At 68.9% G+C, this 22,080-nt stretch carries 21 protein-coding genes and 3 pseudogenes; 11 read left to right on the top strand and 13 right to left on the bottom strand.

Annotation, left to right across the window (positions count from 1 at the left end):
* The first annotated feature begins 48 nt into the window (after window positions 1-48).
* Both BKD26_RS40510 and BKD26_RS26080 read left to right on the top strand, forming a co-directional pair.
* Complete coding sequence (locus tag BKD26_RS40510; protein ID WP_179166699.1) at window positions 49-219, top strand: hypothetical protein; 171 nt, start codon at window positions 49-51, stop codon at window positions 217-219.
* Window positions 216-1,490 carry an ATP-grasp domain-containing protein gene (locus tag BKD26_RS26080; protein ID WP_179166700.1) on the top strand — a complete coding sequence of 425 codons (1,275 nt, stop codon included), beginning with the start codon at window positions 216-218 and terminating at the stop codon, window positions 1,488-1,490. Before BKD26_RS40510 ends, BKD26_RS26080 begins: the two co-directional genes overlap by 4 nt.
* Window positions 1,491-1,995: 505 nt before the next feature.
* Here BKD26_RS26080 and BKD26_RS41565 read toward each other — a convergent pair.
* From BKD26_RS41565 to BKD26_RS42115, 3 genes and pseudogenes are all read right to left on the bottom strand, one after another.
* On the bottom strand, window positions 1,996-2,667 hold the full coding sequence (locus BKD26_RS41565; protein WP_241518836.1) for a hypothetical protein: 672 nt from the start codon (window positions 2,665-2,667) through the stop codon (window positions 1,996-1,998).
* Window positions 2,668-3,051: 384 nt separating this feature from the next.
* Entirely contained in the window at window positions 3,052-3,432 is a 381-nt protein-coding gene (locus BKD26_RS26090; protein WP_084902742.1) for a VOC family protein, read from the bottom strand.
* A gap of 195 nt (window positions 3,433-3,627) precedes the next feature.
* Window positions 3,628-3,726 (bottom strand): annotated as a pseudogene (locus BKD26_RS42115) (hypothetical protein); the annotation flags it as partial.
* Between the two features lie 245 nt (window positions 3,727-3,971).
* Here BKD26_RS42115 and BKD26_RS26095 point away from each other — a divergent pair.
* Window positions 3,972-4,151 carry a hypothetical protein gene (locus BKD26_RS26095; protein WP_241518837.1) on the top strand — a complete coding sequence of 60 codons (180 nt, stop codon included), beginning with the start codon at window positions 3,972-3,974 and terminating at the stop codon, window positions 4,149-4,151.
* A gap of 117 nt (window positions 4,152-4,268) precedes the next feature.
* On the opposite strand, the gene BKD26_RS26100 is transcribed toward BKD26_RS26095, so the two are convergent.
* On the bottom strand, window positions 4,269-6,029 hold the full coding sequence (locus BKD26_RS26100) for an immunity 49 family protein (RefSeq protein ID WP_241518838.1): 1,761 nt from the start codon (window positions 6,027-6,029) through the stop codon (window positions 4,269-4,271).
* Window positions 6,030-6,883: 854 nt separating this feature from the next.
* On the bottom strand, window positions 6,884-7,258 hold the full coding sequence (locus tag BKD26_RS41570) for a site-specific integrase (RefSeq protein ID WP_241518839.1): 375 nt from the start codon (window positions 7,256-7,258) through the stop codon (window positions 6,884-6,886).
* Window positions 7,259-7,279: 21 nt separating this feature from the next.
* Between BKD26_RS41570 and BKD26_RS41575 the strand changes: the two genes are divergently transcribed.
* Entirely contained in the window at window positions 7,280-7,480 is a 201-nt protein-coding gene (locus tag BKD26_RS41575; RefSeq protein ID WP_241518840.1) for a hypothetical protein, read from the top strand.
* A gap of 305 nt (window positions 7,481-7,785) precedes the next feature.
* Here the strand turns inward: BKD26_RS41575 and BKD26_RS26115 are convergent, their stop codons facing one another.
* From BKD26_RS26115 to BKD26_RS42120, 3 genes are all read right to left on the bottom strand, one after another.
* Entirely contained in the window at window positions 7,786-8,523 is a 738-nt protein-coding gene (locus tag BKD26_RS26115; RefSeq protein WP_084902754.1) for a dienelactone hydrolase family protein, read from the bottom strand.
* A 244-nt stretch (window positions 8,524-8,767) separates the two neighbouring features.
* On the bottom strand, window positions 8,768-11,662 hold the full coding sequence (locus BKD26_RS26120) for a Tn3 family transposase (RefSeq protein ID WP_277622417.1): 2,895 nt from the start codon (window positions 11,660-11,662) through the stop codon (window positions 8,768-8,770).
* Entirely contained in the window at window positions 11,652-12,017 is a 366-nt protein-coding gene (locus BKD26_RS42120) for a DUF4158 domain-containing protein (protein ID WP_107418002.1), read from the bottom strand. The genes BKD26_RS26120 and BKD26_RS42120 overlap by 11 nt, the downstream gene beginning before the upstream one ends.
* Window positions 12,018-13,294: 1,277 nt before the next feature.
* Between BKD26_RS42120 and BKD26_RS26135 the strand changes: the two genes are divergently transcribed.
* From BKD26_RS26135 to BKD26_RS40515, 3 genes are all read left to right on the top strand, one after another.
* The gene (locus BKD26_RS26135) at window positions 13,295-14,332 is read left to right on the top strand and encodes a PP2C family protein-serine/threonine phosphatase (RefSeq protein ID WP_241518841.1); all 1,038 of its coding nucleotides are present in this window, start codon (window positions 13,295-13,297) and stop codon (window positions 14,330-14,332) included.
* A 119-nt stretch (window positions 14,333-14,451) separates the two neighbouring features.
* Window positions 14,452-14,748, top strand: coding sequence for a TetR/AcrR family transcriptional regulator (locus BKD26_RS26140; RefSeq protein ID WP_241518842.1), 297 nt, complete (start codon window positions 14,452-14,454; stop codon window positions 14,746-14,748).
* Between the two features lie 793 nt (window positions 14,749-15,541).
* Window positions 15,542-15,931 (top strand): hypothetical protein, encoded by a 390-nt coding sequence (locus tag BKD26_RS40515; protein WP_179166704.1) that lies wholly within the window; start codon window positions 15,542-15,544, stop codon window positions 15,929-15,931.
* Between the two features lie 139 nt (window positions 15,932-16,070).
* Here the strand turns inward: BKD26_RS40515 and BKD26_RS26155 are convergent, their stop codons facing one another.
* Window positions 16,071-16,547: a hypothetical protein gene (locus BKD26_RS26155; protein WP_084902772.1), complete on the bottom strand. Its 477-nt coding sequence runs from the start codon at window positions 16,545-16,547 to the stop codon at window positions 16,071-16,073.
* Window positions 16,548-16,628: 81 nt separating this feature from the next.
* Complete coding sequence (locus tag BKD26_RS26160) at window positions 16,629-17,216, bottom strand: ABATE domain-containing protein (RefSeq protein WP_084902775.1); 588 nt, start codon at window positions 17,214-17,216, stop codon at window positions 16,629-16,631.
* A gap of 85 nt (window positions 17,217-17,301) precedes the next feature.
* On the opposite strand from BKD26_RS26160, the gene BKD26_RS26165 reads away from it, so the two are divergent.
* Window positions 17,302-18,198 (top strand): alpha/beta hydrolase, encoded by an 897-nt coding sequence (locus BKD26_RS26165; protein ID WP_084902778.1) that lies wholly within the window; start codon window positions 17,302-17,304, stop codon window positions 18,196-18,198.
* A gap of 195 nt (window positions 18,199-18,393) precedes the next feature.
* Window positions 18,394-18,537 carry a hypothetical protein gene (locus tag BKD26_RS40520; protein WP_179166705.1) on the top strand — a complete coding sequence of 48 codons (144 nt, stop codon included), beginning with the start codon at window positions 18,394-18,396 and terminating at the stop codon, window positions 18,535-18,537.
* A 563-nt stretch (window positions 18,538-19,100) separates the two neighbouring features.
* On the opposite strand, the gene BKD26_RS26170 is transcribed toward BKD26_RS40520, so the two are convergent.
* On the bottom strand, window positions 19,101-19,457 hold the full coding sequence (locus BKD26_RS26170; protein ID WP_084902783.1) for a DUF6191 domain-containing protein: 357 nt from the start codon (window positions 19,455-19,457) through the stop codon (window positions 19,101-19,103).
* Window positions 19,458-19,967: 510 nt separating this feature from the next.
* On the opposite strand from BKD26_RS26170, the gene BKD26_RS26175 reads away from it, so the two are divergent.
* Complete coding sequence (locus tag BKD26_RS26175) at window positions 19,968-20,321, top strand: hypothetical protein (protein WP_084902958.1); 354 nt, start codon at window positions 19,968-19,970, stop codon at window positions 20,319-20,321.
* Here BKD26_RS26175 and BKD26_RS39335 read toward each other — a convergent pair.
* Together BKD26_RS39335 and BKD26_RS26185 are read right to left on the bottom strand one after the other, a co-directional pair.
* Window positions 20,311-20,511 (bottom strand): annotated as a pseudogene (locus tag BKD26_RS39335) (IS5/IS1182 family transposase); the annotation flags it as partial. The gene BKD26_RS26175 and the pseudogene BKD26_RS39335 sit on opposite strands and share 11 nt — an antisense overlap.
* Window positions 20,512-20,916: 405 nt before the next feature.
* Window positions 20,917-21,240: pseudogene (locus BKD26_RS26185) on the bottom strand (transposase); the annotation flags it as partial.
* A 198-nt stretch (window positions 21,241-21,438) separates the two neighbouring features.
* On the opposite strand from BKD26_RS26185, the gene BKD26_RS26190 reads away from it, so the two are divergent.
* Complete coding sequence (locus BKD26_RS26190; protein ID WP_084902789.1) at window positions 21,439-21,894, top strand: hypothetical protein; 456 nt, start codon at window positions 21,439-21,441, stop codon at window positions 21,892-21,894.
* The last annotated feature ends 186 nt before the right edge of the window (window positions 21,895-22,080 follow it).

Genomic DNA, 22,080 nt, shown 5'->3' on the forward strand with positions numbered 1-22,080 from the left:
CGCACCGCACCTTTCTGTCCGTGCCCCTCACTCACCCGAGAGACCCCCGTGCGAAACGTTCTGCTGACCATGACCTACGTACTGCTCCTCGCCCCGGCAGCCCTGGTACTCCGGCTGCTCGGCCGCGACCCCCTGGACCGCACCGTGGACCGCACCCGCGACTCGTACCTGATCACGCTCCCCAAAGCTCCCGTCACCGGCCGGACGGTGACCCGATGACCACCGCCTCCCGCCGTGCGCGCCGCCTCGCCTTCCTGGAGAGCAACCTCACCGGCACCGGAATGCGCGCCCTGCGCCACGCCGTGGACATGGGTCTGAGCCCCGTCTTCGTCACCTCCGACCCGGCCCGCTACGACGCCGAACCGGAGACCGCCCGCGCCATCCGCGAAACCTCCGAGCAGATCCTCGTCTGCGACACCCAGGACCCCGAGACCATCGCGAAGACACTGCTCACCGCCCTGGGACCGGGCGGCTCGTCCCAGGACGCCGGGCTGTGCGGCGTGATGACGGTGATGGAGTACTACGTGCCGACGGCCGCGGCCGTCGCCCACCGACTCGGCCTGCCCGGCATCGCCCCCGACGCCGCCGCCCGTGCGCGCGACAAGCTCCGGACCAGGACGGCCTGCGCCGAACACGGCGTGGCAGTACCTGGATTCCGCTTCGTCCGCTCCACCGACGAGATCGACTCCCTCCTCGAGGAGATCCCTCTCCCCTGCGTCGTCAAGCCGATCGACGAGTCGGCGAGCATCGGGGTACGCATCTGCCACACCATCGAGCAACTTGCCCAGGGGATCACGGAGATCGCGCAGAGCCCCGTGAACTCCAAGGGACAACCTCGCATTCCCGGCGCCCTGGCCGAGGAGTGCGTCTTCGGCCACGAGGTCAGCGTGGAGACCTTCACCTTCGCCGGAAGGACGACCGTTCTCGGTGTGACGGACAAGCTCCTCGGCACCACTCCGCACTTCGTCGAACTCGGCCACACCTTCCCCTCCACCGTCCCCCACGCCCAGCAGGCCGCAGACCTCGCCCTGGCAGCGCTCGATGCCATCGGCTTCGACTTCGGACCCGCGCACACGGAGGTGAAGCTGACTCCACGCGGCCCTGTTCTGATCGAGATCAACGCACGGACCGGCGGCGACTTCATTCCGGATCTCGTCGAACAGGCCCTGGGCATCCCGCTCTTGGAGCAGTCCATCGTCGCCCACAGCGGTGGTACTCCCGACCTGACCCCCACCCGGTCCGAGGGAGCCGCCATCCGCTTCCTCGCCGGCCGCGACGGCGTGGTCGCACAAGCCCCCGACCTCACCGTCATGGCCAACTTCCCCTCGGTGGTCTCCTACCACAGCAAGGCCCAACCGGGCCGCACCACCCGATACCCGCACAACAGCCACGAACGGCTCGGCCACGTACTGACACGCGCGGCGACCGCCTCACTGGCGGCCGCGGAAGCCGATGCCGCCCTGTGCCACCTGGCCCCGACCTACAGGTGATCCACACCGGCAGCGGAGCGGCCCTCCGTGCCGCGCTTGGTTCCTCCCGCTGCGACGATGAGCGGGAGGAACCACGCACGCCGCCGACCATGCGGGCGACCGAGGCGGCGCCACGGACGCAGAGGCTGAAGGGGGCGTTGCCGGGCAGCCGGTCTGATCAAGGCTTGGACTGCCGTGGCACGCCCGTCTACATCCGCCCCACAACTGAGCGAGTACGTCGTCCTGTCCCGGCCGCGCGGCCGGCACTCACGCCGGGGTCGCGGTCTCGTGGCTGCTGGAGGCGGTCGCCTTCCGGTAACCCGCGGCGACGTGGCCGTCCCCCCGGCGCTGACCCGCTGTATGCCCGGTCTGGCTCCTCACCGGCCGTGCCCGTCCGGCCGCGCCGCTGGCCCGCACGAATGACCCGCCCGCAGCGCTGGGCACCCCGCAGGACGCGTACGGGTTCCGGACCCTGCCTGGCAGGAGCGTGCTGCGGGCCGCCGCAGCGGTGATGTGAACGCCGGGGTCACCAGTCGACGTGCGCGGTGATCCAGGTGGCCAGTCCGTCTTCGTTGTCCTCCGGGGGCAGGTCAGGGCCGCAGGCGAGCGGGGTGTAGGACAGCTGCAGGTGGGTGAGGTAGCCGTAGGGGCCGTTGTCGGCTGCGGGTCCGAGTACTAGGGCGTGGGTGGGGGTGCGCCAGACACGGTGCGTCAGCGCGGGCCCGGTGACCAGGGCGGTGGACGACAGAATCGTCCGCTCGGGGGTGGTGCCGAGGTGTTCGGTCACTGCCTGTGCTGCTTGAGCGAGCACAGCCTCGCAGTCGTGGTCGGTGCATGGTCTGCGACCACTCCACCCGGGCTGCTGCTGCCAGTCGTCCATGAGGCCGTACAGCCATGGTCCATTTGCCATGTCCTCGTCGAGCGGGTCGACGGGGTACAACTCGCCGAAGACCAGGAAGTGCCGGGCGTCAGGGTGGCCGAACGAGCTGCGGCCGTCACTGCACAGCACGTGTCCGTACCCCGTGCGGAAGGAGTCACAGACCAGTTCGTGCTCCCAGCTCCATCCGCGTTGCTGCAACTCGGCATCGATCGCGTCACTGTCATCGGGGATCCGTGGTGCGGTCGGCAGGGCGATGAGCTCGGCGACGGCCGCGGCGGTCAACGGCCGGTGAGCGAGGGCATGTACGGGTATCGGCATACGGATCACTCTAGAAGCGGCGGTTGCCGAAGCGCTTCGAGCACGGGGTCGGACCGTGCTCTCTGCGAAGGCTTGGGTTCCATCGGCCGGGGCCCGGGCCCCCGGCGCGGCTGACTGCCGGCGCCCGGCACAGGGACGTCGCGCCGCCGCCCAGAAGCCCACCAGCCCGTCCACCAGCACCTGGCCCGCCTCCGGACGGACGCCTCCTGGCGTACCGGCCAACCCCCGGCCTGACCGGTTGCCTGCTACGCGCCACCCCGTCCGTTGCTCAGGTCAGCCACGGTGGGCAACCAGCTGCGCTCGCTGCACAAGGAGCCGCGCCATGACACCCGATCCCGTCGATGAGCTGCCGGGTACCTGTTGCCGAGGCGTGACCGATGAGCATCAGAGCGGGTTGAGGCGGGCCTTGAGCAGGCAGAACTCATTGCCTTCGGGGTCGGTCAGGACATGCCACTGCTCCTCCCCTGTCTGGCCGATGTCAGCCGGGCGCGCACCAAGCTTCAGAAGGCGTTCGAGCTCGGCGTCCTGATCGCGGTCGGTGGCGTTGACGTCGATGTGCAGCCGGGATTTCCCCTTCTCCGGCTCATCCCTGTAACTGAGGATGATCGTTGGCTGCGGACCGCCGAACCCTTCGCGCGGTCCGATCTCCAGCGTGCCGTCGTCCTCGCGATCGAGCACGACGAAGTCCAGGACCTCACACCAGAACCGCGCCAGCAGCTCAGGGTCGCGGCAACCGAGCACGAGTTCACTGATACGACATGCCATAACGAAACCTGCTCTCAGCCTGGGAACTGCCGGGGAGGCCACACACGAACCTCATGGGCTCCCAGCAGTGAAAAACAATCCTGCGACCGTACCGGACGAGGCGAGCACAGGCGAATGATTTCAGGGCCGACCCTGTTCGGGCAGCCGGGCAAGGCTGTTGGCCATGCAGTAGGGAAGCTGACTTTGAGACACAACCTAGTCAGTGGTGCCGGAGCGTCGGGTGTCCGCGTACACCCGTGCCCTCACCTCGGCACCGCTTGGGGTGCGCCACACCAGGGTGATGCCGGAGGTGGCCCACCCGCTGCCGGAGGCCGTCCATCATCGGAATGTCTCTTCGACGCCCGCAGTGGCGTCCAGAACCACCAGCCCGCGTTCTGCGACGTGCTGTTCGTCGATGCGCATCCCCCTGGCGACGACGCCGCACGGCGTGCGGTTCGCGGGCGGCCGCGCGACCGCCCGGACTATCGCCGTAGGCGTGCCGCCCGCGTCGCGCCGTGCGGAGCGTCGTCGTAGAGACGTCGTGGCATCCCCCTGAGACCGTGCTCGCCAGTGGGATCTACGCGTGCGACTACGGCGGCGAACGCTACTGGAGCACGGACGTGAAGGGATACCACTTCCCGCCACTGCCGTCGGGCTCCGGCGAGTACTGGACGCTGCAGAAGCCGGCGCATCCGAGAACTACCTCGGCTGGCCTGGACCGGGGCACGGAGTGGTGCTGAAGCCTCCAGCGGGGAGCGATGCTCGCCCAGGCGTGCTGCCTGGCGGGCTGGCGTTCGAGGCGAAGTTATGGACAGGGTGGGGGAGTCCGTTGCCCGGCCGGACGTACGGCCGAGGGCCTAGACCGGTTCGGCGGCCTTGAGGAGCCGCTGAGGCAGGTAGGGGGACTCGACCCGGATGTCCCAGCCCCGGCGGCGGGCGTGGCAGGCCAGTGCGAGGACGTTGAGGTCGATCGTGGCGTCGGGATCGTCGGCGCGGTCGGCGACCTGGTAGTGATCGCGGTGGGCTTCGAGGGCATCGGCCAAAGCCAGGTTGAAGCTCTCCTCGTCGCCCTCCACGAGCTGCGACAGCAGTACGGCCGGTGGCGGGAAAAAGCCCCACTCCTTGGCCTTCTCGACTTCCCGCAGTGCCCGCTCCGCCGCCGGCTCGGGATCCGCCCCCCTCAGGTAGGCGTGAAGGGCCTCCCGGAACGCGGCGAAGGCGGAGCCGTCCTTGCCCGCAACCGTAGGGCCCGCGAGGACCAGGGGAGCGAGGTCCTTGCGAACGCCGGTGATCAGGGCGAAGGCAGTGGCGTTCTCCCAGTTGCCGGCGCTCGCCTCCTCTCCCCGCGCAGCCGGGTAGCGCAGGTTCTGGCCGTCAACGGTCACCTCGGCCTCGGTGCCCGGCTCCGCCAGGGCGATGCGGAACAGGGCCGCCCCCAGCTGGGAGGCCAGCCGCAGGTTCGCGAGCTGGGCGTCCGTGACATCGGCGGAGTCCCCAGCGCGCCATTTGAAGAGGATCTCCTGATAGTGCATGGCGCTCCCGAGCCGCCATACGGCGAGGGGTTTTCCTTCCTCCGCGGTGAAGGCCTCCTGGGTGTACTGGTCGAACAGGGTCTCGCTCTCCGCGTTGACCGTCCGGTCGCATGCCGGCCGCTCCACCACCAGCGGACCTGCGGCCAGCGCGGCGACCGCGTCCGGGCGCCGGTCGCGGCCAAAACTCCCGACCCTTGGGCCACGGGCCTCGAAACCGGTGACCAGGGCGTGCGGGAGGTAGTCGGTGTGGAGGGCCGGCACCCAGCCCAGGGTCCGGTACGCGAGCGCGGCCAGGCCGAGCGGCAGGAGAGGGAGGAGACTGCTTGGCGAGGCAGTGGGGCCGTGAACGGTGGTGTGTGCGAGCAGGAGGCCGGCCAGACCGGAGTCGAAGGCCTCCCGGTCCTCGGCGGCCATGGCACGCAGGGCCCTCAGCGCCACGCTCTCCGGCCGGTCGAGGAGGCCTTCGCCGGTCTCCTCGGCCCGGCTGCGGATCCGGGCCAGCGCGGCGTCGATGGCGGCGAGCTTCGCCTGCGCGCTCGGCGGATAGTCCTCGTCGTTTCCGGTGTCGTCGAGAACCTGAGCCGTGAAGCCCGTGACGAGCTCGCCGGCCGGGCTTCCCTGTGCCTCCCCAGCGAACTTCTCACGAGCGAAGTGGAAGGCCTCACCGTGCCACTTGGCCTTGTCCCTGAGGATCGTGAGGCAGAACGCGTCGATCCACTCGCCAGGGGTGACGCTTTCCCCGGCGTCGGCCTCGTCGCTCGGGTCGTAGCTGATGCCGAAGTTCACGTAGTCGAGGAAGACCTGGAAGGTGCAGTGCGGGTAGTACGCTGCAAAGGAGACGGCGCCAGCCGCAGCCTCGGCCGCGTCCTTGAGAGCTGCCTTGGCCTCCGGGGTGTCGAGGCTCGGCGTCTCGACGGAGAGGGCACCCAGGTAATCGAGGAACTCGTCGGCGATCGACTGCCATTCGTAGGTGGCCATCCGGCCGGCCTTCGACATGGACCGGACCTGTCCCCCGATCCGGTTCGCGAAGTCCTCGCGCGCCGCCGATACGACTGCCTCGCCTACCTGATGACGCTCTATCCGCACTGCTCTACTCCTTGACGCCGGTCCGTGCGGACAGCCTAGGACCTGTCCGACCGATCATGTGACTACCGCTTGCCGGGTCGTCGATGTTGGCGTGGGGCGGGGTGATCTGACGGATGCCGAGTGGGAACGGCTGCGTTCGTTCCTTGTGGCCAGTAACGGGCGTTGTGGCCGGTGGCGGCATGACCGGCAGGTGATCAACGGGATGCTGCGCCGGGCGCGGACCGGGGTGCAGGGGTGTGACCTGCCCAAGCGGTTCGGCCGGTGAAGGGATGACGTCGGCCGATACCGGTACTGGTCCGACCGGATGGTGCGAGCCGCGGCCGAGGAGGCCGGCCCAGCCTTGGAGCGTGCCGGCAGTGGTCGTTCACGCTCCGTCTGCCCATGGTGCAGTTCCAGCTAGGCCAGGGCGCCCGCACCCAGAACCGCCTGCGCAACGTTCGTCGGAACATACGCCTCGAACGATGCCGTGCTCTGCCACATGCGGACTCAGTGCGGCGAGGGCCGACAAGTGGGCGTCATCCTCTTCGGCAGCCTGGAACACGTGACGGATGCCGGGTCGGCGACGTGATCGACGACGGCTGGCTTTCGTCCCCGGCCCCCGCGATCGAGGAGTTGCTGCGCAGCCGAGTAGCCGAGAACACCGGCCAGTGGGATGACTGCAGCAAGGTGGTGCGCCGAGATCTACGCCAACCTCGTCCTGGACGACACCCGCTGCTACCGCCTGCAGGACGACCCCCTTCTTCACGGTACACGGAACCAACCCCCGTGCCGTCGCCGTGAACCATGACGGGGTGTGACCGAGATACGCGCCAAAGGGGCAACGAGATGATCTTGAAGCTCTGATGCGCTCGGACTCACCTGCGACGGCGGGCGGCAGGGTCGCGTTCGCCGACGTGCCGGGCGACTGCGTCGAGGCCGGGGCGGGCGTACCGCTCCAGGGAGCGGACGGAGGCGTGGCGGGAGCGAGCCAGCCGCATCGGGGTCGAGGTGCCGTCCTCCGCGTCGTGCGTCAGGGCACTGTGGCGGAGCCGGTGAAGCGTCCAGCCGTCCAGATCCTCGATGTCGTCGGGTGAGGCGAGGGGGTTGGCCAACAGCCGGGTGTTCTCCTCGAAGATTTCCTCAGCTCGGCGGTAGGAGAGCCGGCCCCGACCGGTCTCCGGGCACACGTCCAGCGTCGGCGTTCCGGCCGGGGCCTTGCGGTCGGTGAGGAACAGCGGGCCGCGGGCCACCAGCCGATCGCCTTGCGCGCGATGGACAGCTCCCGGTTGACGGTGTCGGCGTCCATCACGTCCGCCCGCGCCGCCGCCGGTTCGGCCAGCACCTCCGGCAGCGCCGGGTCGTCGATCGCGGCGACGGGGAAGACGGGCGGCTTCGCGCCTCGGCGGGCGGGTCCGGTCGGCGCCGGTTCGCCGGCGAGCATCCACCCCCAGGTCGTCAGCGAGATCCGGTAGATCCGCGCGGAGGACTTCGCGATGCCCGCGCCGGTGAGGTACCGCTCGACCGCCGCGGTGTACGACGCGGGCGGGGCGGACAGGGGGATGACGCGGGCGCGCGGCAACCGCACCGCGCCCCAACTCCCGATGTCGGTCACTGGTTCGATCGCCATGCCCGCCCTGACCTGCCGCAGTAAAACCGGTATTTACTGCGGCAGGTGCGAACGCGTCTCCGCGATCGAGCATCCGCCCGAATGCGCTTCTGCTGTGGGGACTTGAGGGGAGGGGACTGTCAGTGCCCGGCGCCAGCGTGCTTACCTGGGTCATGCCCCCAGATTTTCCGTTACGGGCAGGCACTCGGCGAGCAGGTCGACGATGTCGCGCCAGGCGCGCTGCGCGTGTTGTGGGTGGTAGCCGACGCCGGGGACCACGGGGTGGCCGACCGGCGGGTGGTGGAAGGCGTGCAAGGCGCCGCCGTAGACCGCGAGGCGCCAGTCGACGCCCGCGGCCTGCATCTCAGCGGTGAACGCGTCCCGTTGCGCGGGCGGCATGATCGGGTCTTCCGACCCGACCCCGGCCCACACCGGGCAGCGAATGCGCGCCGCCTCGCCCGGTCGACCCGTGGTCAGTGCGTTGACTGTCCCGATCGCGCACAGGCTGACGCCGTCGCGCCCGAGTTCCAGCCCGACGGCGCCCCCGGTGCCATAACCGACGGCGGCGATCCGGTCGGGGTCGGTCCGCGGTTCGGTGCGCAACACATCGAGCGCCGCATGGCCGATGCCCCGCATCCGCTCGGGATCAGCGAGCAGCGGCAGGCAACGGGCCAGCATCTCCTCAGGGTCGCCCAAATAGCGCCCGCCATGAAGGTCGAAGGCCAGCGCTATATATCCCAGCTCGGCGAGAGCATCGGCCCGGCGGCGCTCGACGTCGCTGAGCCCCATGCCCTCTGGTCCGAGCAGCACCGCGGGCCGGCGGTCGACACCGGCCGGGAGCGCGAGGTGCCCGATCATCGTCAAACCGTCGGCCGGATACTCGACCGTACGCGTCGTAATCGTCGTCATGAGACTGGACTGTAGTGATCGTCGAGCCCGGTCCGGCCGGTGTTCTGCCGCTGGCAGAACAGCGCGGGTATCCCTCTGAAATACGGCGAGGGCTGACGAGAACCGTCACAAACCCCGTCCCCACGGCAGCGCTATCGGATCACCTGCCTCGGCCACGGTGTTGGAGGCTGACCCTCACAGCAGGATTCCGGGGTATACCGGCCCGCTCCCGTGAAGGGCGACACCAGCTAGTTCACCTCACGGTTCAGGCGGCCTGGCCGAGGTCGGCGGGGGTCAGGTCCTGCTCGCGCAGTGGGGTGAAGTCGACGTCGAGTTTCGCGTCGTACGCCTCGGGCTGGATGCCGAGTTCGTGGGTGCTGTACTCGCCGAACCGGTTGATGTGTTCGGTCAGGTACGGCGAGATGTGCGCCAGGTCCTCCGGGTCGATCTCCCAGCCCTCCTCCAGCAGCTGCCGCACGATCTCCGCGATGTCCAGGACGTTGTGGAAGATCACCGCGTTCGTGAGCAGCGCGTTGAACTTCATCGCCTTCTCCTGCTCGATGGGGTCGTTGTCGGCGATGACGCCGCGGTTGCCGAAGCCGATCCACTGGGAGAACCGGTTGAACGACTCCACCTCGTTCGTCGCCGCCGTCACCCGCCGGCGAAGCGGCGCGTCCGAGGGGTAGCGCAGCAGCTGGACAGTACGGATCACGCGGCCGACCTCGCGGAAGGCGGCGTAGGTGGCGTTCTTCCGTGACCCGGAGCGCAGCCGCCTGAGCAGCGTGGATGAGGAGATCGTGCCCTCGCGTACGGAGACGGCCACCCGCATCAGGTGGCAGAACTGGGACTCGATCAGGTCGAAGTCGATGACGTGCTTACCCGGTTCGCCGAACAGGGCGTCGATGTGCACGTACTCCGTCTGCTTTGAGGGCCGGTAGAAGGTCAGTTCCTTCCAGTTCCTGATCCTGGGCATCAAGTCGAAGCCCAGCAGGTGGGCGAGCGCAAAGACAGGGAAGCTCTGGCCTTGGGTATCCGCGTGCACGGTGGTCGGCTGCACCTCGCTGGTGTTCTTCAGCAGGCCCTCGATGATGTAGACGGCCTCCCACACGCCGCATGGGAGTGTGAACAGCGCGATGTGAGTGTCCGAGACGTGGTGGTAGGCGATGCCGCCCGGCTTGCCGTACCTGACGCTCGTCTCGGACAGCAGGTCGTCGAGATAGGTGTCCATGCGGGTGCCGTCCGCCGCCACCGCGGTCCCGTCGCCCCTCGCCTGCGAGATGTCCAGGCGGGCGTGCGCGTTCACCAGGTCGGCGACCGCCTCGTACAGCAGCACGATCGAGAAGTGCTTGTTGGCGACGTACGACAGCTCGTGTCCGCTCACGCCGGGGATGTGCCGGGCGGCCTCGTACGGACCCATGTTGGTGCCCTTGACGAACGTGACGATCACGTAGCGGCCCAAGGGGTCGGTGAGCTTGGGCTCGTTCCCCGATGGCGGGCCGAAACGGCGCCACCACTCCACCCAGTACGCGGTCCGGGCCACGATCCCCATCAAGGAACGCTCCGGCATCCTCGCCTTGATCTCCTGCTCCAGCCGCTTCGCCGAGGGCCGCTGACCGTCAGCCCGGAACGCCTTCAGGGAGGGGATGCCCGTCTCCGGATCGATGACCAGGCCCTCGTTCTCCGAGTACCCGGCGTCCGCCGCCGCGGCAGCGTTGCGCAGCTTGTCCTCCAGCTGCCGGCGGAAGAACTTCGCGTCGAACTCGGCACTCTCGCCCGGCTCGCACAGGCCGACCTCCACCAGGTAGGACCCCAGCGTCTCCTGGACGACCTCCCGGGCCAGCAGCTGCTCGGACCAGTCGGCGTACTCCTCCGAGCCGACCACCGCGACGTCGCCGGTGCGCAGTTCCTCGGCGAGCGCGGTGAAGACCATCGCCTCGAAGTGCTTACGCACGAACTGCCCGGTCCGGGTCTTGTCGAGGACGGCCTTGCGCCAGTTCTGGGTGGCGAAGGAGATGTCGACCTCCTTGCCCTCCTCGTTGAAGGCGGTGATGTACTCGCCGCGGGCCGCCTGGTGACGCTGGGCGTGCGCGAGCGCTTCCAGCACCCGGCTGTCCTCGCTGGTCGCGGTGAACTTCAGCTTGTCGTTGTCGGCCAGGTCGAACATCACCGCCCGGTCCCGGCCGATCTGCCCGTACAGCAGCGCTTCCCAGAAGTCGCCGTGGTGAGCGGAGACCTTCTCGATCTGCTCGTACTGCTTCGCGAAGCCACCGAAGGCCTCCACCGCGCGGGTGACCGTGCCGAACCCGCCGGCCTGCACCACCTGGGCCTTCACCAGGGAGAGGACCGCCGGGGAGACCCTGCCCTCCAGCCGCGTCGCGACCTCGTCCACCGACGCCTCCCCGTCCAGGCCCGCCAGGGCCTGGCGGGCCTCGGCGGTCATCGCAGCGGCCTTCGTGAGCGCCTCCTGGGCCGGGCCGCCCTCGTCGATGTGCTTGAGCACCGTGCGGTAGTCCCCGATCAGGGCCTCGACGATTTCCCGCTCGGCGAGCCGGATCTCCTCCAGCTCCGCCTTGGCCTCCTTGATCTTCGTCGCCACGCGCTTGCAGAACATCGTCGCCAGGTCGTCCCGCACCCGCATACGCGCCTTGTGCGTCAGGGCCGCGACCAGCGCGATGCGCTTGACGGGGACGAAGTCCCGCAGCTCCGAGGCGTCCGCCGCGGCCGCCTCTCCGGCGAAGTCGGTGATCTTCCCCGCGGCGACACCGTCCATCCACACGTCGGTGTCGCCGAGCTCGTCCAGCCATTCCAGACGCTTGGTCAGGTTCTTGAAGTGCGACCAGGTCGGGTCCTTGGCGGGCTTCTTCAGCCGGTTGAACAGCGTCGTCCCGTCGCTGTCGCGCTCCTCCAGCAGCCGCATGAGCCCCGCCCGCTGAGCGGCGCTCATGCGGTCGTGGATACCCGCGCAGATCGAGGCGTTCACCTCGGTGCGAATCTTCGAGGCCATCTTGTCGAAGGTCGAGAACCCTGGCAGCTCCAGCCCGGCCTCTACCACCTTCTCCAGCGCGATGTTGATCAGATCCGCCGGGCGGTTCTTCGCCGCGGCCTCCTTACGGATCGACTGCTCAACGATCCTCCGGGCCTTGGCCTGGTCATACGTCACGCCGGCCTGCTTGCGGACCAGACCACGGTGGTGCTTGGCGGTCCGCTCCGCCCGGTACACCGGCAGCTCCACCGCCCGCCGCACGAAGCCCCACCACCATCTCCGGGACATCCTCCAACGCCGGGAAACACCCCATACGCCGGTACGACTTCAGCATCAGCAGCAGCGCCAGCAGATGCTCATCGCAGTCCGTGGAATCGGCCGCCCACTCCAGCTCATCGCGGCTCGGCGAGAAGAACAGATGCAGCTCATGCGCGGTGATCAGCCGCTTGAACCGCGGATACGCGGTTCGTTCAATCGATGTCACAACCCACACCAGGCCCCAGACGACGCTCAACATCACCACCAACGACACTGAGCCGAATGGGCGACGGGGGCCGGGCGCTCAGGGCTTCAAGATCATCTCGTTGCCCCTTTGGCGCGTATCTCGGTCACACCCCATGACGGAGGCGCCCCAGGCCCCGGCGGCTATCCGTACCCTTCGCCGAGTTCCTCCGCTGGAATGAGGACGGTAGCGGCGTCGCAGTCATGGCATGCCCGTGCACCAGCTGGCATCAGGGCGTCCAGGACCTCTGAGGCGCTCAGCTCCGTTCCTCCTTTGCCGGCGACGTGGCGGCACGTGGCATCGTGCACGATCGTCCGCCCGCGACGTTCCGGTGCCGGCCCGACGACCCAACCAGGGGCCGGTGCCGGCGCGGGCAGACGGCGAGTCGGCACGGCGGAGAGGTCCACCCCTCGATCGGCGTGAGCTGCGGATCGGCCACCCGGACGGCGTACTCGGCCGCCTCGACGCCCTCCCGCCTCGCCGTCCCCGCCGGCACCCTCACCAGGTATCGCCACCTGTACAAGCCAGGAACCTCCCGACGCTCGTGGAGCCGTACCCGCACCGTCTGCCCATCAGGCAGCGTCAGCGAGATTTCGGCCGAGGCGGCACCGGCCGACCGCTGATCACCGCCCGCCGCCTCCACCTACCGCACCCCGGACTCCAGCTCACGCGCCCGAACGCGCAGGGCCACCCGGTGGCTGGCCCCGGCCTCGCGCCAATGCGGGCGCCACCACACCTCTACTGACAGCTCCAGCAGGCGCCGCCGCATCTCTGTCGTCCGTCCTCGTTGAGCTGGTTCGGCGAGAGCACGAAGGTGCGGCTCCAGGCGCGCGGCGCGGTGACCAGTTCGTCGGGGAAGGCGGGACTTTGCACCCCAGATATTGCATCGTGTGTTCGATTGCTGGTGCATCTGCACTGGTGGAAGTGGTGGTGGCGCGTTGTTCTGCAACGACGGTTGTTGGTGTGCCGGCGACTTTGAGTGAACACTCGCTCGCCATCGAGGATTATTCGTGCTGGTCGGAGGCGTAGCGAGCTGGGGGCATGAACGGTCGTCGGTCCGCTCCGCCCGGAAGGGCCGCGGTTCCGGCACGCGGGTTGCACCGCGCTCTTTCCCCACGCCTTGATCGTTGAAGGCCTTGAGGGCGGCGGTTGCACCGTCGGGGGCGTCGCAGGCCGACGAGCCACTCCGGGCAGGCGGTCGACTCTGACGCGTCAGAGCGCTATGCCCTCATTACCTGGATATTCTATGAAGTGTGATCGCGTCTGGACGGCTGCGGCTCCGTCGACGCCCCGGCCCGGGAAGATTTGTGCGGCTGTCGCCGGTCATCCTGACCGTCGTCATCGCCAGCCTGGCATACACCACTCCGCCGGAGATGGCCTTCAGCCGCCTCCTGCCCGCGGCGCCGGCCCTGGCCGCCGCCATGTGGCCGGTGCTCCCCACCGTCCTGCTCGGGACGGTCTGCCTCTTTCTGATGATCGGCCTCAGCCTCGTCTTCCCTGATCTGGGGACGTGGTGGACGGCCGCGGGGATCATCGCGGTTACCGTGGCCGCCGCGTACGGAAGCCATGTCCGGCTCCAGCGGGAGCGCACCCTCTTCCAGGTACGGCTCGTTGCCGACGCGGCGCAGCAGGTGGTGCTGAGCCCTATGCCACGCCGCTTCGGCATCATCGAGATCGAGTCGCTGTATCTCGCGGCCGCGGCAGAGGCTCGCATCGGCGGGGATTTCTACGAGGTGGTCGACACCCCATACGGGGTCAGGCTGCTCATCGGTGACGTGCGGGGCAAGGGCCTGCCGGCAGTGGGGGCAGCCGCGGCGATCGTCAACGCCTTCCGGGAGGCGGCTTACGGCGAGACCGACATGGTCGACGTCGCACGCAGGCTGGACGCCAGCAGTGCCCGTTACAACGCCGCCTTTCCTCCCGAGGGGCCGATGGAGCGCTTCGCCACCGCCCTTCTCGTCGAGATCCCGCACGAGGGCAGACGTATCGACATCCTCAACTGCGGACACCCCCCGCCGCTGCTCCTGAACCGCAGGAAACTCCGTGTCCTCGAGCCCGCCACCCCCTCGCCACTGCTCAGCCTCGCGGAGCTCATCGGCGATCACTACAACGTCGACACCTTCGACTTCGCCCCCGGCGACCTGCTGCTCCTCTACACCGACGGGATCGCCGAGGCCCGCGCCCACGACGGCGAGTTCTTCCCGCTGGCAGCTTGGATGCGCCGACAGCCCCCGACACCGCCCCGCGAGCTGCTCACGGCTCTTCACCGCGACCTCCTCCGCTACAGCAGAGGACGCCTTGACGACGACATCGCCGCCCTCGCCGTACGCCTGTGTGAGCCCTGAGGTACGGAGTTCCGGTGCGCGGCCCGCGCCACTCAACCTCGATGGCACACACTCGAGGCCCAGTGGCGCAGGACAATCGTGTGATTGTCTCGCCTGGGTTGTCGCCGTACAGAGCGGCGATGAGCAGCGGGTGGCGGACGTCCGATGCGACGTCGGTTGCCTCGCTCACGAAGGCGAGGGGGATCAACCCACCGAGCCTGTACGCCGCCTTCGGCGACAAGCGGCACCTGTTCGACGAGGCCGTCCAGCTGTACGTGCACACGTACGGAGCCCCTCCGCCGCAGGGTCCGGACGCCTGTTCGGCCATCGCCGCCATGCTGCGGCACCTCGCCGCCGACTACACCGACGCGAGCCACCCGCCGGGCTGCCTCATCATCACTGGGCGACCAACTGCACCCCTGGCTCGCAGGACGTGAAGGACCAGCTGCGCGCAATGCGCGAGGACACGAAGGCGCAACCCCGCGGCCATCACGCTCGCCAGTACCCTCATCTGACTCAGCCGGTGGCACCCGCATTTCGGCGGCCCCCGTTGTCGCTGTCGGGTGGGGCGGGGCCACCCCGCCAGCTCCTCCAGGAGCCGGTCCCACCGGGGCTGTCAGTCCTCGCTCGTAGGGTTGCGGCATGTCTGATGCTTTCACCGTCTTGTGGACCCATGACACGTGCCGTGCCCTGCGCAAGGCAGATCGCGTGGGCGAGCGGCCGCCTGTTGCCTTCAGTGGCGTCCATTCCTCCCTGCCCGCCTGGTCGGGCGCCCGTGTGGGGGACGAGGTGTACGCGCTGTATGTCAACCGATGCGTCGTATACGTGGTGAGCCGGATGCGGGTGATCGACATGGAGCGGCGCCAGTGCTGCGGCAGCACCCCGTCGACGTGGCAGGACCCGGCGTTTCCCGGGCACGGTGACTGGTCGATGCTCGGTGCCGACGGCTGCGGTGCCGCGGCGGTGCACGTCCCTCGACATGTTCCGGACGGCGGCGGCCGACGTCGACTGGTCCGGCTTCCGCAGGGACCACCCGGAGGCCGAAGCCGCCACGGGGGCTGTCGACCCCGCTCCTCACGGCGCTGGAACGGGCCTTCGGCGACCAGGACACGTCCGACCGGTCGTGAGACGACGACGGCCGGATGGGTTCTCGGCGCCTGAGTACGGGAGGATGAACACTGAGTACGCCGCCCGATGTGGCCCGGCCACGCCGCTGGTGGAATGAGCAGCATGATCTCTGACGCACCCCGGCGGGTGAACATGCGGCACGTCGCCAACACCGGCGCGGCCCTCGCCGCGACCTTGCTGCCGCTGGCCACCGCCGTCCTGCTGGCCAAGACGATGGCCGGTGACCCCCTGGCGCCGGTCAACACGCTGATCACCACCGGCGGCCAGCGTGCGCGGATCTCACCGTCGGTATGGCGCCGATGCGGCAGGGCCACGCTGTCCGAGTGGAAGGGCGAGACGCCCGGGCGTACACGCTGCGGGCGACCGGTACCGCGCCGGCCATGGCGCTGGAGCGCGGAGCGGCTGCGTACCCCCGCCGTTCTCGTGGCTTCCGGCGCGGCCACTGCGGCGAAGCAGGGCGAGTCCCGCGCGGATGCGGGCGAGAGCCGGTGACGCGGCGGTGCCCATCCGGTTGAGGCACGCGCCAGAACGTGGTTCGCGGTGGCGTCGTTCTCCTGCCAGGCGGTGAGCAGGGTGCGCACGCGGCCGGCGCTTCGCGGGCGGGTCCGGCGAGGTGACCACCTGCTCCCCCTCAATCCCATGCGTTGAAGAGCAGTCCGCCCAGAGTGGTGATGCCGTAGGAGCGAACCTCGCGCCATTCGCCCTGAGTGAGCACTGAAGTGTCCACTCCGGAGAGTGGTGTGGTGAGCCGTTCGCGGTCGAGGACCACAAAACCCTCGTGGGTAAAGGCCTGGGCCCAAGGGGGCGGTGCTGCGAACTCCTCGTCGTACCAGTCCCGGCGTTCCTTGGCGAACGCGACCCAGGGGTAATGGGCGTGGCAGAGGATGATGGTCTCGTCCGCGCCGTCGTGGATCGACGCACTGTGGAATGTGCGGGGGTACGCCTGTTCCTCCACCTCGCCCACCCTGCCCCCGGTGATGCGGGCGACTGTGTACAGCGCGGTACGGAATGCCCGCAGGTCGGTATCGGGAAGGTGACCGCCCTTCGGCCGAAGGAACCCTGTCGCGCCCCGCGGCAGCATGAAACCCGTGCTCTCGTCCTTGGCCATGTGCCCATCCTGCCGCGTGCGTTCGCGTGCGGTCCGTGAGCCCTGCCCGGCGAGGGCGCGGCCGGGCGAGGGGCCCCGGTTCTACTGCTCCCGGCCGGCCGGCTGCTTGTGGCGCTGGTAGTAGCGCGCGACGCGGGCGCGGTTGCCGCAGCGGGCGGCGGAGCACCAGCGGCGGCGGGGGTTGGCGGGCAGGAAGAGCATCACGCAGTCGTCGGCTTCGCACTCTCTGAGCCTGCCGATGGCGGGGTCGGTGAGCAGGTCGGCGGCGGCCTCGGCCAGCAGGGCGGCGAGGCGGAGGCCGAGCGGGCCGGTGCGACGGAACGTGGGCGTGACCCTGCCACCGTCCCATGTCAGTTCGCGGACGGCGGGCGCGGCGCGCTGGGCATCGGTGAGGGCGCGCAACGCGGCGGCAGGGGGCTCCTGCCCGTGGAGCAAGGCGTGCACCGCCCTCTCGGTGTGGTCCCGCACGGCGTGGATGGCCGCGAGGTCGGCCTCCGTCGGTACGTCGCCGCCCCTCTCCGAGCCGATCCGCTCCTCCTCCAGCGCCAGCCATGCCACCAGGCGCTCCGGCGTGTCGAGCAGGTCGGTACGGCCTTCGGCGCTCGCGGGGCGCGTGTTGACGAGGTCCAGGGCCAGGGGCTCACCGGTGAGCGGTTCGCTGTCGCGCATACGGCTAACGGTACATGAGTCGGTTGACGCATTAGTCTGCACACGCCTATACCTAATGGGTAAACACATCATGGAGGCATGTGAAATGATCGTTCCCGCAGACCTTCCCCGCATACCGGTGCCCGCCCGCTCCACCCACCGCTTCGTCGAGGTCGCCGACGTGGAGGTGTTCTACCGGGAGTCACTGCCCGAGCGCGCCGACGCCCCGGTCCTCCTGCTCCTGCACGGTTTCCCCTCCGCCTCGCACCAGTTCCGGCGGCTGATCGACACCCTCGGCCGGCACTACCGGGTGATCGCCCCCGACTACCCAGGCTTCGGGCACACCCGCACCCCCGACGGCTTCACCTGCTCCTTCGAGCGCCTGGCCGACATCGTCGAGGGCTTCACCGAGCAACTCCGACTGACCCGATACGCCATGTACCTCTTCGACTTCGGCGCCCCGGTCGGCTTCCGCCTGGCACTGCGCCACCCCGAGCGGGTCACCGGACTCGTCGTACAGAACGGCAACGCCTACGTCGAGGGGCTGTCCGACGCCGCCCGTGACTTCACCGCGCTCACCCCCGACACCCCCGGCGCCGAGCAGACCATCCTGGGCCTGTTCACCCTCGCCGCCACTCGCGCCCAGTACGAGGGCGGCGCCGCCGACCCCACGCTGGTCGCACCGGAGGGCTGGCTGCTCGACCAGTACTTCCTGGACCAGCCCGGTCGCAAGCAGGCCCAACTCGCCCTCGCCTACGACTACAAGAGCAACATCGCCACCTACCCCGACTGGCAGGCCTGGCTGCGCGAGCACCGCCCGCCCACCCTCATCACCTGGGGCACCGGCGACCCCTTCTTCCCCGAACCCGGCGCCCGCGCCTACCTGCGGGACGTACCCGAAGCGGAACTCCACCTGTTCCCCACGGGCCACTTCGCGCTGGAGGACCACCTACCCGACATCGCCCCGCTCATCGCGGGCTTCCTCAACCGCCTCCCGACCTGACCGGCCCGCCCGCCCCGCCGCCCGTCGATTCCTCTGGCCGGCAGAGCATCGGGCACCATGGCGCCAAACGCGGCCGAGAGGAGCGCGTCTGCAGGACCGAGCTCTGTGACACCGGGCCGTTCGAAGGCGCTTCACAGCCTTCTGGAGTCGAAGCGATAGGCGGAGGCCGAACTCCTGGCTGGTACGGACGTGTACGTGATCACTCCTGTATGGATGAACGAACCGGACGTCCCGCCACACCAACCGGTCGCCGACGACAGGCACAGTCTGCTGATGGCGGACGACTCCAACCCGGAGTTCCGTACCTACTACCGTCTCTCCGCCGCCAGGCGGCCCTGACAGCGCGGCTGCGTCGATGATCTGCTGAGTGACGTAGCTGACGCCAAAGTGGCGGATGTCCTGAGCACCGACATCACGTTGCAGCGCATACATCACCCTTACGACGGCGGCGCCGACGTCTTCCTTGCCGAGCCAGAGGAACGGGTCCGGATGGGAGCCCGTCACGCCGCCTGACTCTCCAGCCACCCAGCCGGTTCGGGGCCGCCCCCACCGGCGCGCCGCGTCGTGCTGCCGACGCCCGCCCGCTGCCCCGCGCTCTGACCAGTAGGAGGCCACTGACGCCGCCCCATCCCAGCACAGCGGGAACGCCCCGGAGCCTGTACCGGGCAAGCAGCCATGCCGGCAAGGCGCCGAGGAGGCAGAGCGCACCCACGCCCCACAAACCGGCTACGACGAACCACAGCGGGCGCTCGGTGGCCAGCGGACCGGCGGAGATGCTCAGCCCCACATCACCGCCTACGGCCCGGTGTAGAAGTGCAACCCGGCGAACGCGGCCGCCCACAGGCACGCGATACGCCCCCACAGCGTGGACGGTTCGGCGCCCGTTCCCTCCGGTTGGCGTCTCACAGCCGGCCCGCATGGCCATCGCGCCTGTCAGCGCACGGGCCATCCGCTTCCTGTGGTGACACGATGAACGCCGTGCCCTTGGCGAGATCAATGCTGGTGCGGGGCGGCGCACCGTCGCTCTCGTCGTCCCGCCGCAGCAGCTCCACCCGCCGCTGCTCCAGCTCCACCGTCTTGTTTCCGTTCACGACCGCCGTGAATTCATCAAAGGCGATGTTCGACAACGACCGCCCGGTGCGCCTGCGTAGCCACGGAATCAAGCCCAGCCCCGTGAACCATCGCCACACGCTCTCCACCAGGGCGAACAGGACCAGCAGAGACGCGAACGCCGGGAACGACATGAGCAAAGCCGTCACAGATGGTCCCTCATCGTCCTCAACACAGTTGACTGCCGGGAAACAGCGGAAGGGTCGGCGGCGTTCTGATCGGACGTGCGGACCGCGAGAGCTGGGGACGCCGGCCATCGGGTCCGCGCGTGGACCGCTTGCACAGACAATCCGGCACCCAGCCCGGCAGCGTCGGATGTCACCCGGATGGCTCCCCATCTCGCGGGCAGTGCGCTCTGCCCAGAGCGGCACACGCCGCTCGGCCCCCTCGACCACCGTCGTGGTACTCATCTCGCTGATCGACATGGGCTCACTGTTCCGGATCCACAGCGCGCAGGGATCAGACTGGCGCGTGATCCGCTTCCCCCATGCGGCGGAGGCGCCGCCATGGAGATCCACCGCATGGCGGAGTGCCGTCGGAGCAGGCCGGCTTCGGTTGACCTGCCGGACAGCACGCCCAAGACGAGGGTTTCTCTTGGTGGCGGAGGCCGGTCTTGACCGGCTCGGGTGCTTGTCAGAGGGATGCGCGAGTCTCTGGGCATGACGTATGACCTGGCCGTTTGGGAAGGCGAGCGACCGGCGGATGACCTGACCGCTGGTGAGGTCTTCACCGACTTCTCCAACCGCTACATCGATGGGGAGCACGATGACCCTCCGACCGAGCGCATCGCCATTTACGTCGCCGCGCTTCTTGAGCGGTGGTGCGACATCACCGAGGACGAGGAGGACGCTTCACCCTCGACCGGCCCGTTGATCGATGAGGCCAGTGGCCCGCTCATCTACTTCGCAATGCGTTGGAGCATGCGGGAGGAGGCATCGGCCTACGCGGTAGATCTGGCGGACTCGATGGGCCTGGTCTGTTTCGACATGCAACTGGACCGGCTCAGGCCCTGACCGGGGTTGCCAGGCCGCGGTAGCCGATCAGGAGTGCCGCAAGGCCGACGAAGCCGAGGAAGTGCTCGGCCCGGCGCTCGTAGTGGCGGTGTAGGCGGCGGCATCCGGCCAGCCAGGACACGGTTCTCCCGACGACCCAGCGGTGTCGGCCCAGGCGCTGCGAGGACTCGATGCCTTTGCGGGCGATGCGGTGGCCGATGCCGCGCTCGCGCAGCCGAGGTGGCGCAGGAGCGCAGAATCCCCGGCAGGCTCTTGACCAGAGCAGGATGGGCGATGGGGGCTCGAACCGTACCTGGTCGGCGGCAGCGCCCGGTGCCTGCCCGGCGCACGGTGACGCGTGCGCGCACGGCATACCCGGCTTCGGCAGGAAACCCCCGGCCGCCGCATGGAAAAAAGTCCGGGGATTTCCCCTTCCTTTGAGGTGCAGTCAGCCTCGCGCGTTCCTGCCGGCTGGTTGAGGCGTCAGCAATGGCCCGACACGTCGGCCAAGAGTTGGAGACAGCCCAGGAGTTGAGCTTGCTCCAGGTGTTCGGTCCGACAACTCCGTCGATGGTGATGTTCGAGCAGTCCTGCAGTTTCCGCACGGCCATACGGGTGTCGGGGCGCGTCCGTGGCGGATCCAGTGACTGACATCGAAGGCCAGGACCAGGCGACCGTCGACGGCTTGCGGCTGAGGCTGACCGGCCAGTACCTGCCGCAGCCGGGGCGCATCGACGTTCGCGCAGTTCAACGCGTCGTACATCGCGCCGTGTACGCGCCGGTGCTCGGCCACCAGCGTCAGATCCGTCGGCACCGTCACCGGCCCATCCGCGCACAGCAACGCGTCTGCCACATCGAGCAGTTCGTCCCCGTGCGAGGTCAGACAATCGAAGAGGTTGTCCCGGAAACGAGACACCACGGTGAACGGCTCACCCGGCATCGGTTATGCAGCAAGCTCCCTCCCCTACGGTCGTTGCACTGGGCAGCGCGTCCTTGGCCGGGCACAGGATCTTCTCCAGGCCATGTCCACGTCCGGCGAATATCCAGCGGAGTGATCAGGTTCGAGCTCAGTTCGCTTCGCTTTCCCGTAACCAGGGGGCGTCGGAGCTGGGCAAGACCGTCTCGATAGTCTCTGGCCATGGCTGATCCGCATCCCGCCGTCTACGAGGCGCACTTCGCTCGCACACCCTTCCAGTTTCTGTCCGGATCGGGCTGGAAGCGCCTGCTCGCATTCCGTGTTGACGGCACGGGCGTGCTCCTCGGAGGTGCGCCGGCCCGCTATACGGCACAGACGGCGTTCGTGCCGTGGGAGGACATCACCTCCATGGCCCTGTGGCAGCAGCACACGGCCGGGCAATCGATCAACTACATTGGCGTCCACCGCCAGGAGGGAGCCCCAGAGCTGCCAGGCCCCAACCGCAACATGACTCCCACACAGGCAGAGCGCACTGCGCCCCACATCGAATACGAGCTCCTCCGCGCGAGCCGGCCCATCAGCCTCTGGCGTCTCGACCCCGAGCGTCTACAGACCGCAGTAGACGCCTTTGCGCCCAACGTGTCGATCCTGGTGTACGACCAACCACATCTTCGTTGAAGGCCCGAGGTCAAAGAACCACCTTAGAGCTCCTGACGTAAGGATCTCCAAGGTGGGACGGCGGCCCGAATCGTCCGCTCGGGGCCCACTGCCCACCCGCAGCGGCACGGCCGTTCCCGGGCACGCCCGTGCGCAGGTCCACGTGGCGTCCCTCGGGGAACGCGTCCCACAGCTCACGCTTCGGTG

Origin of the sequence: Streptomyces sp. CB03238 (genome assembly GCF_002099185.1) — a bacterium.
Classification (GTDB): domain Bacteria; phylum Actinomycetota; class Actinomycetes; order Streptomycetales; family Streptomycetaceae; genus Streptomyces.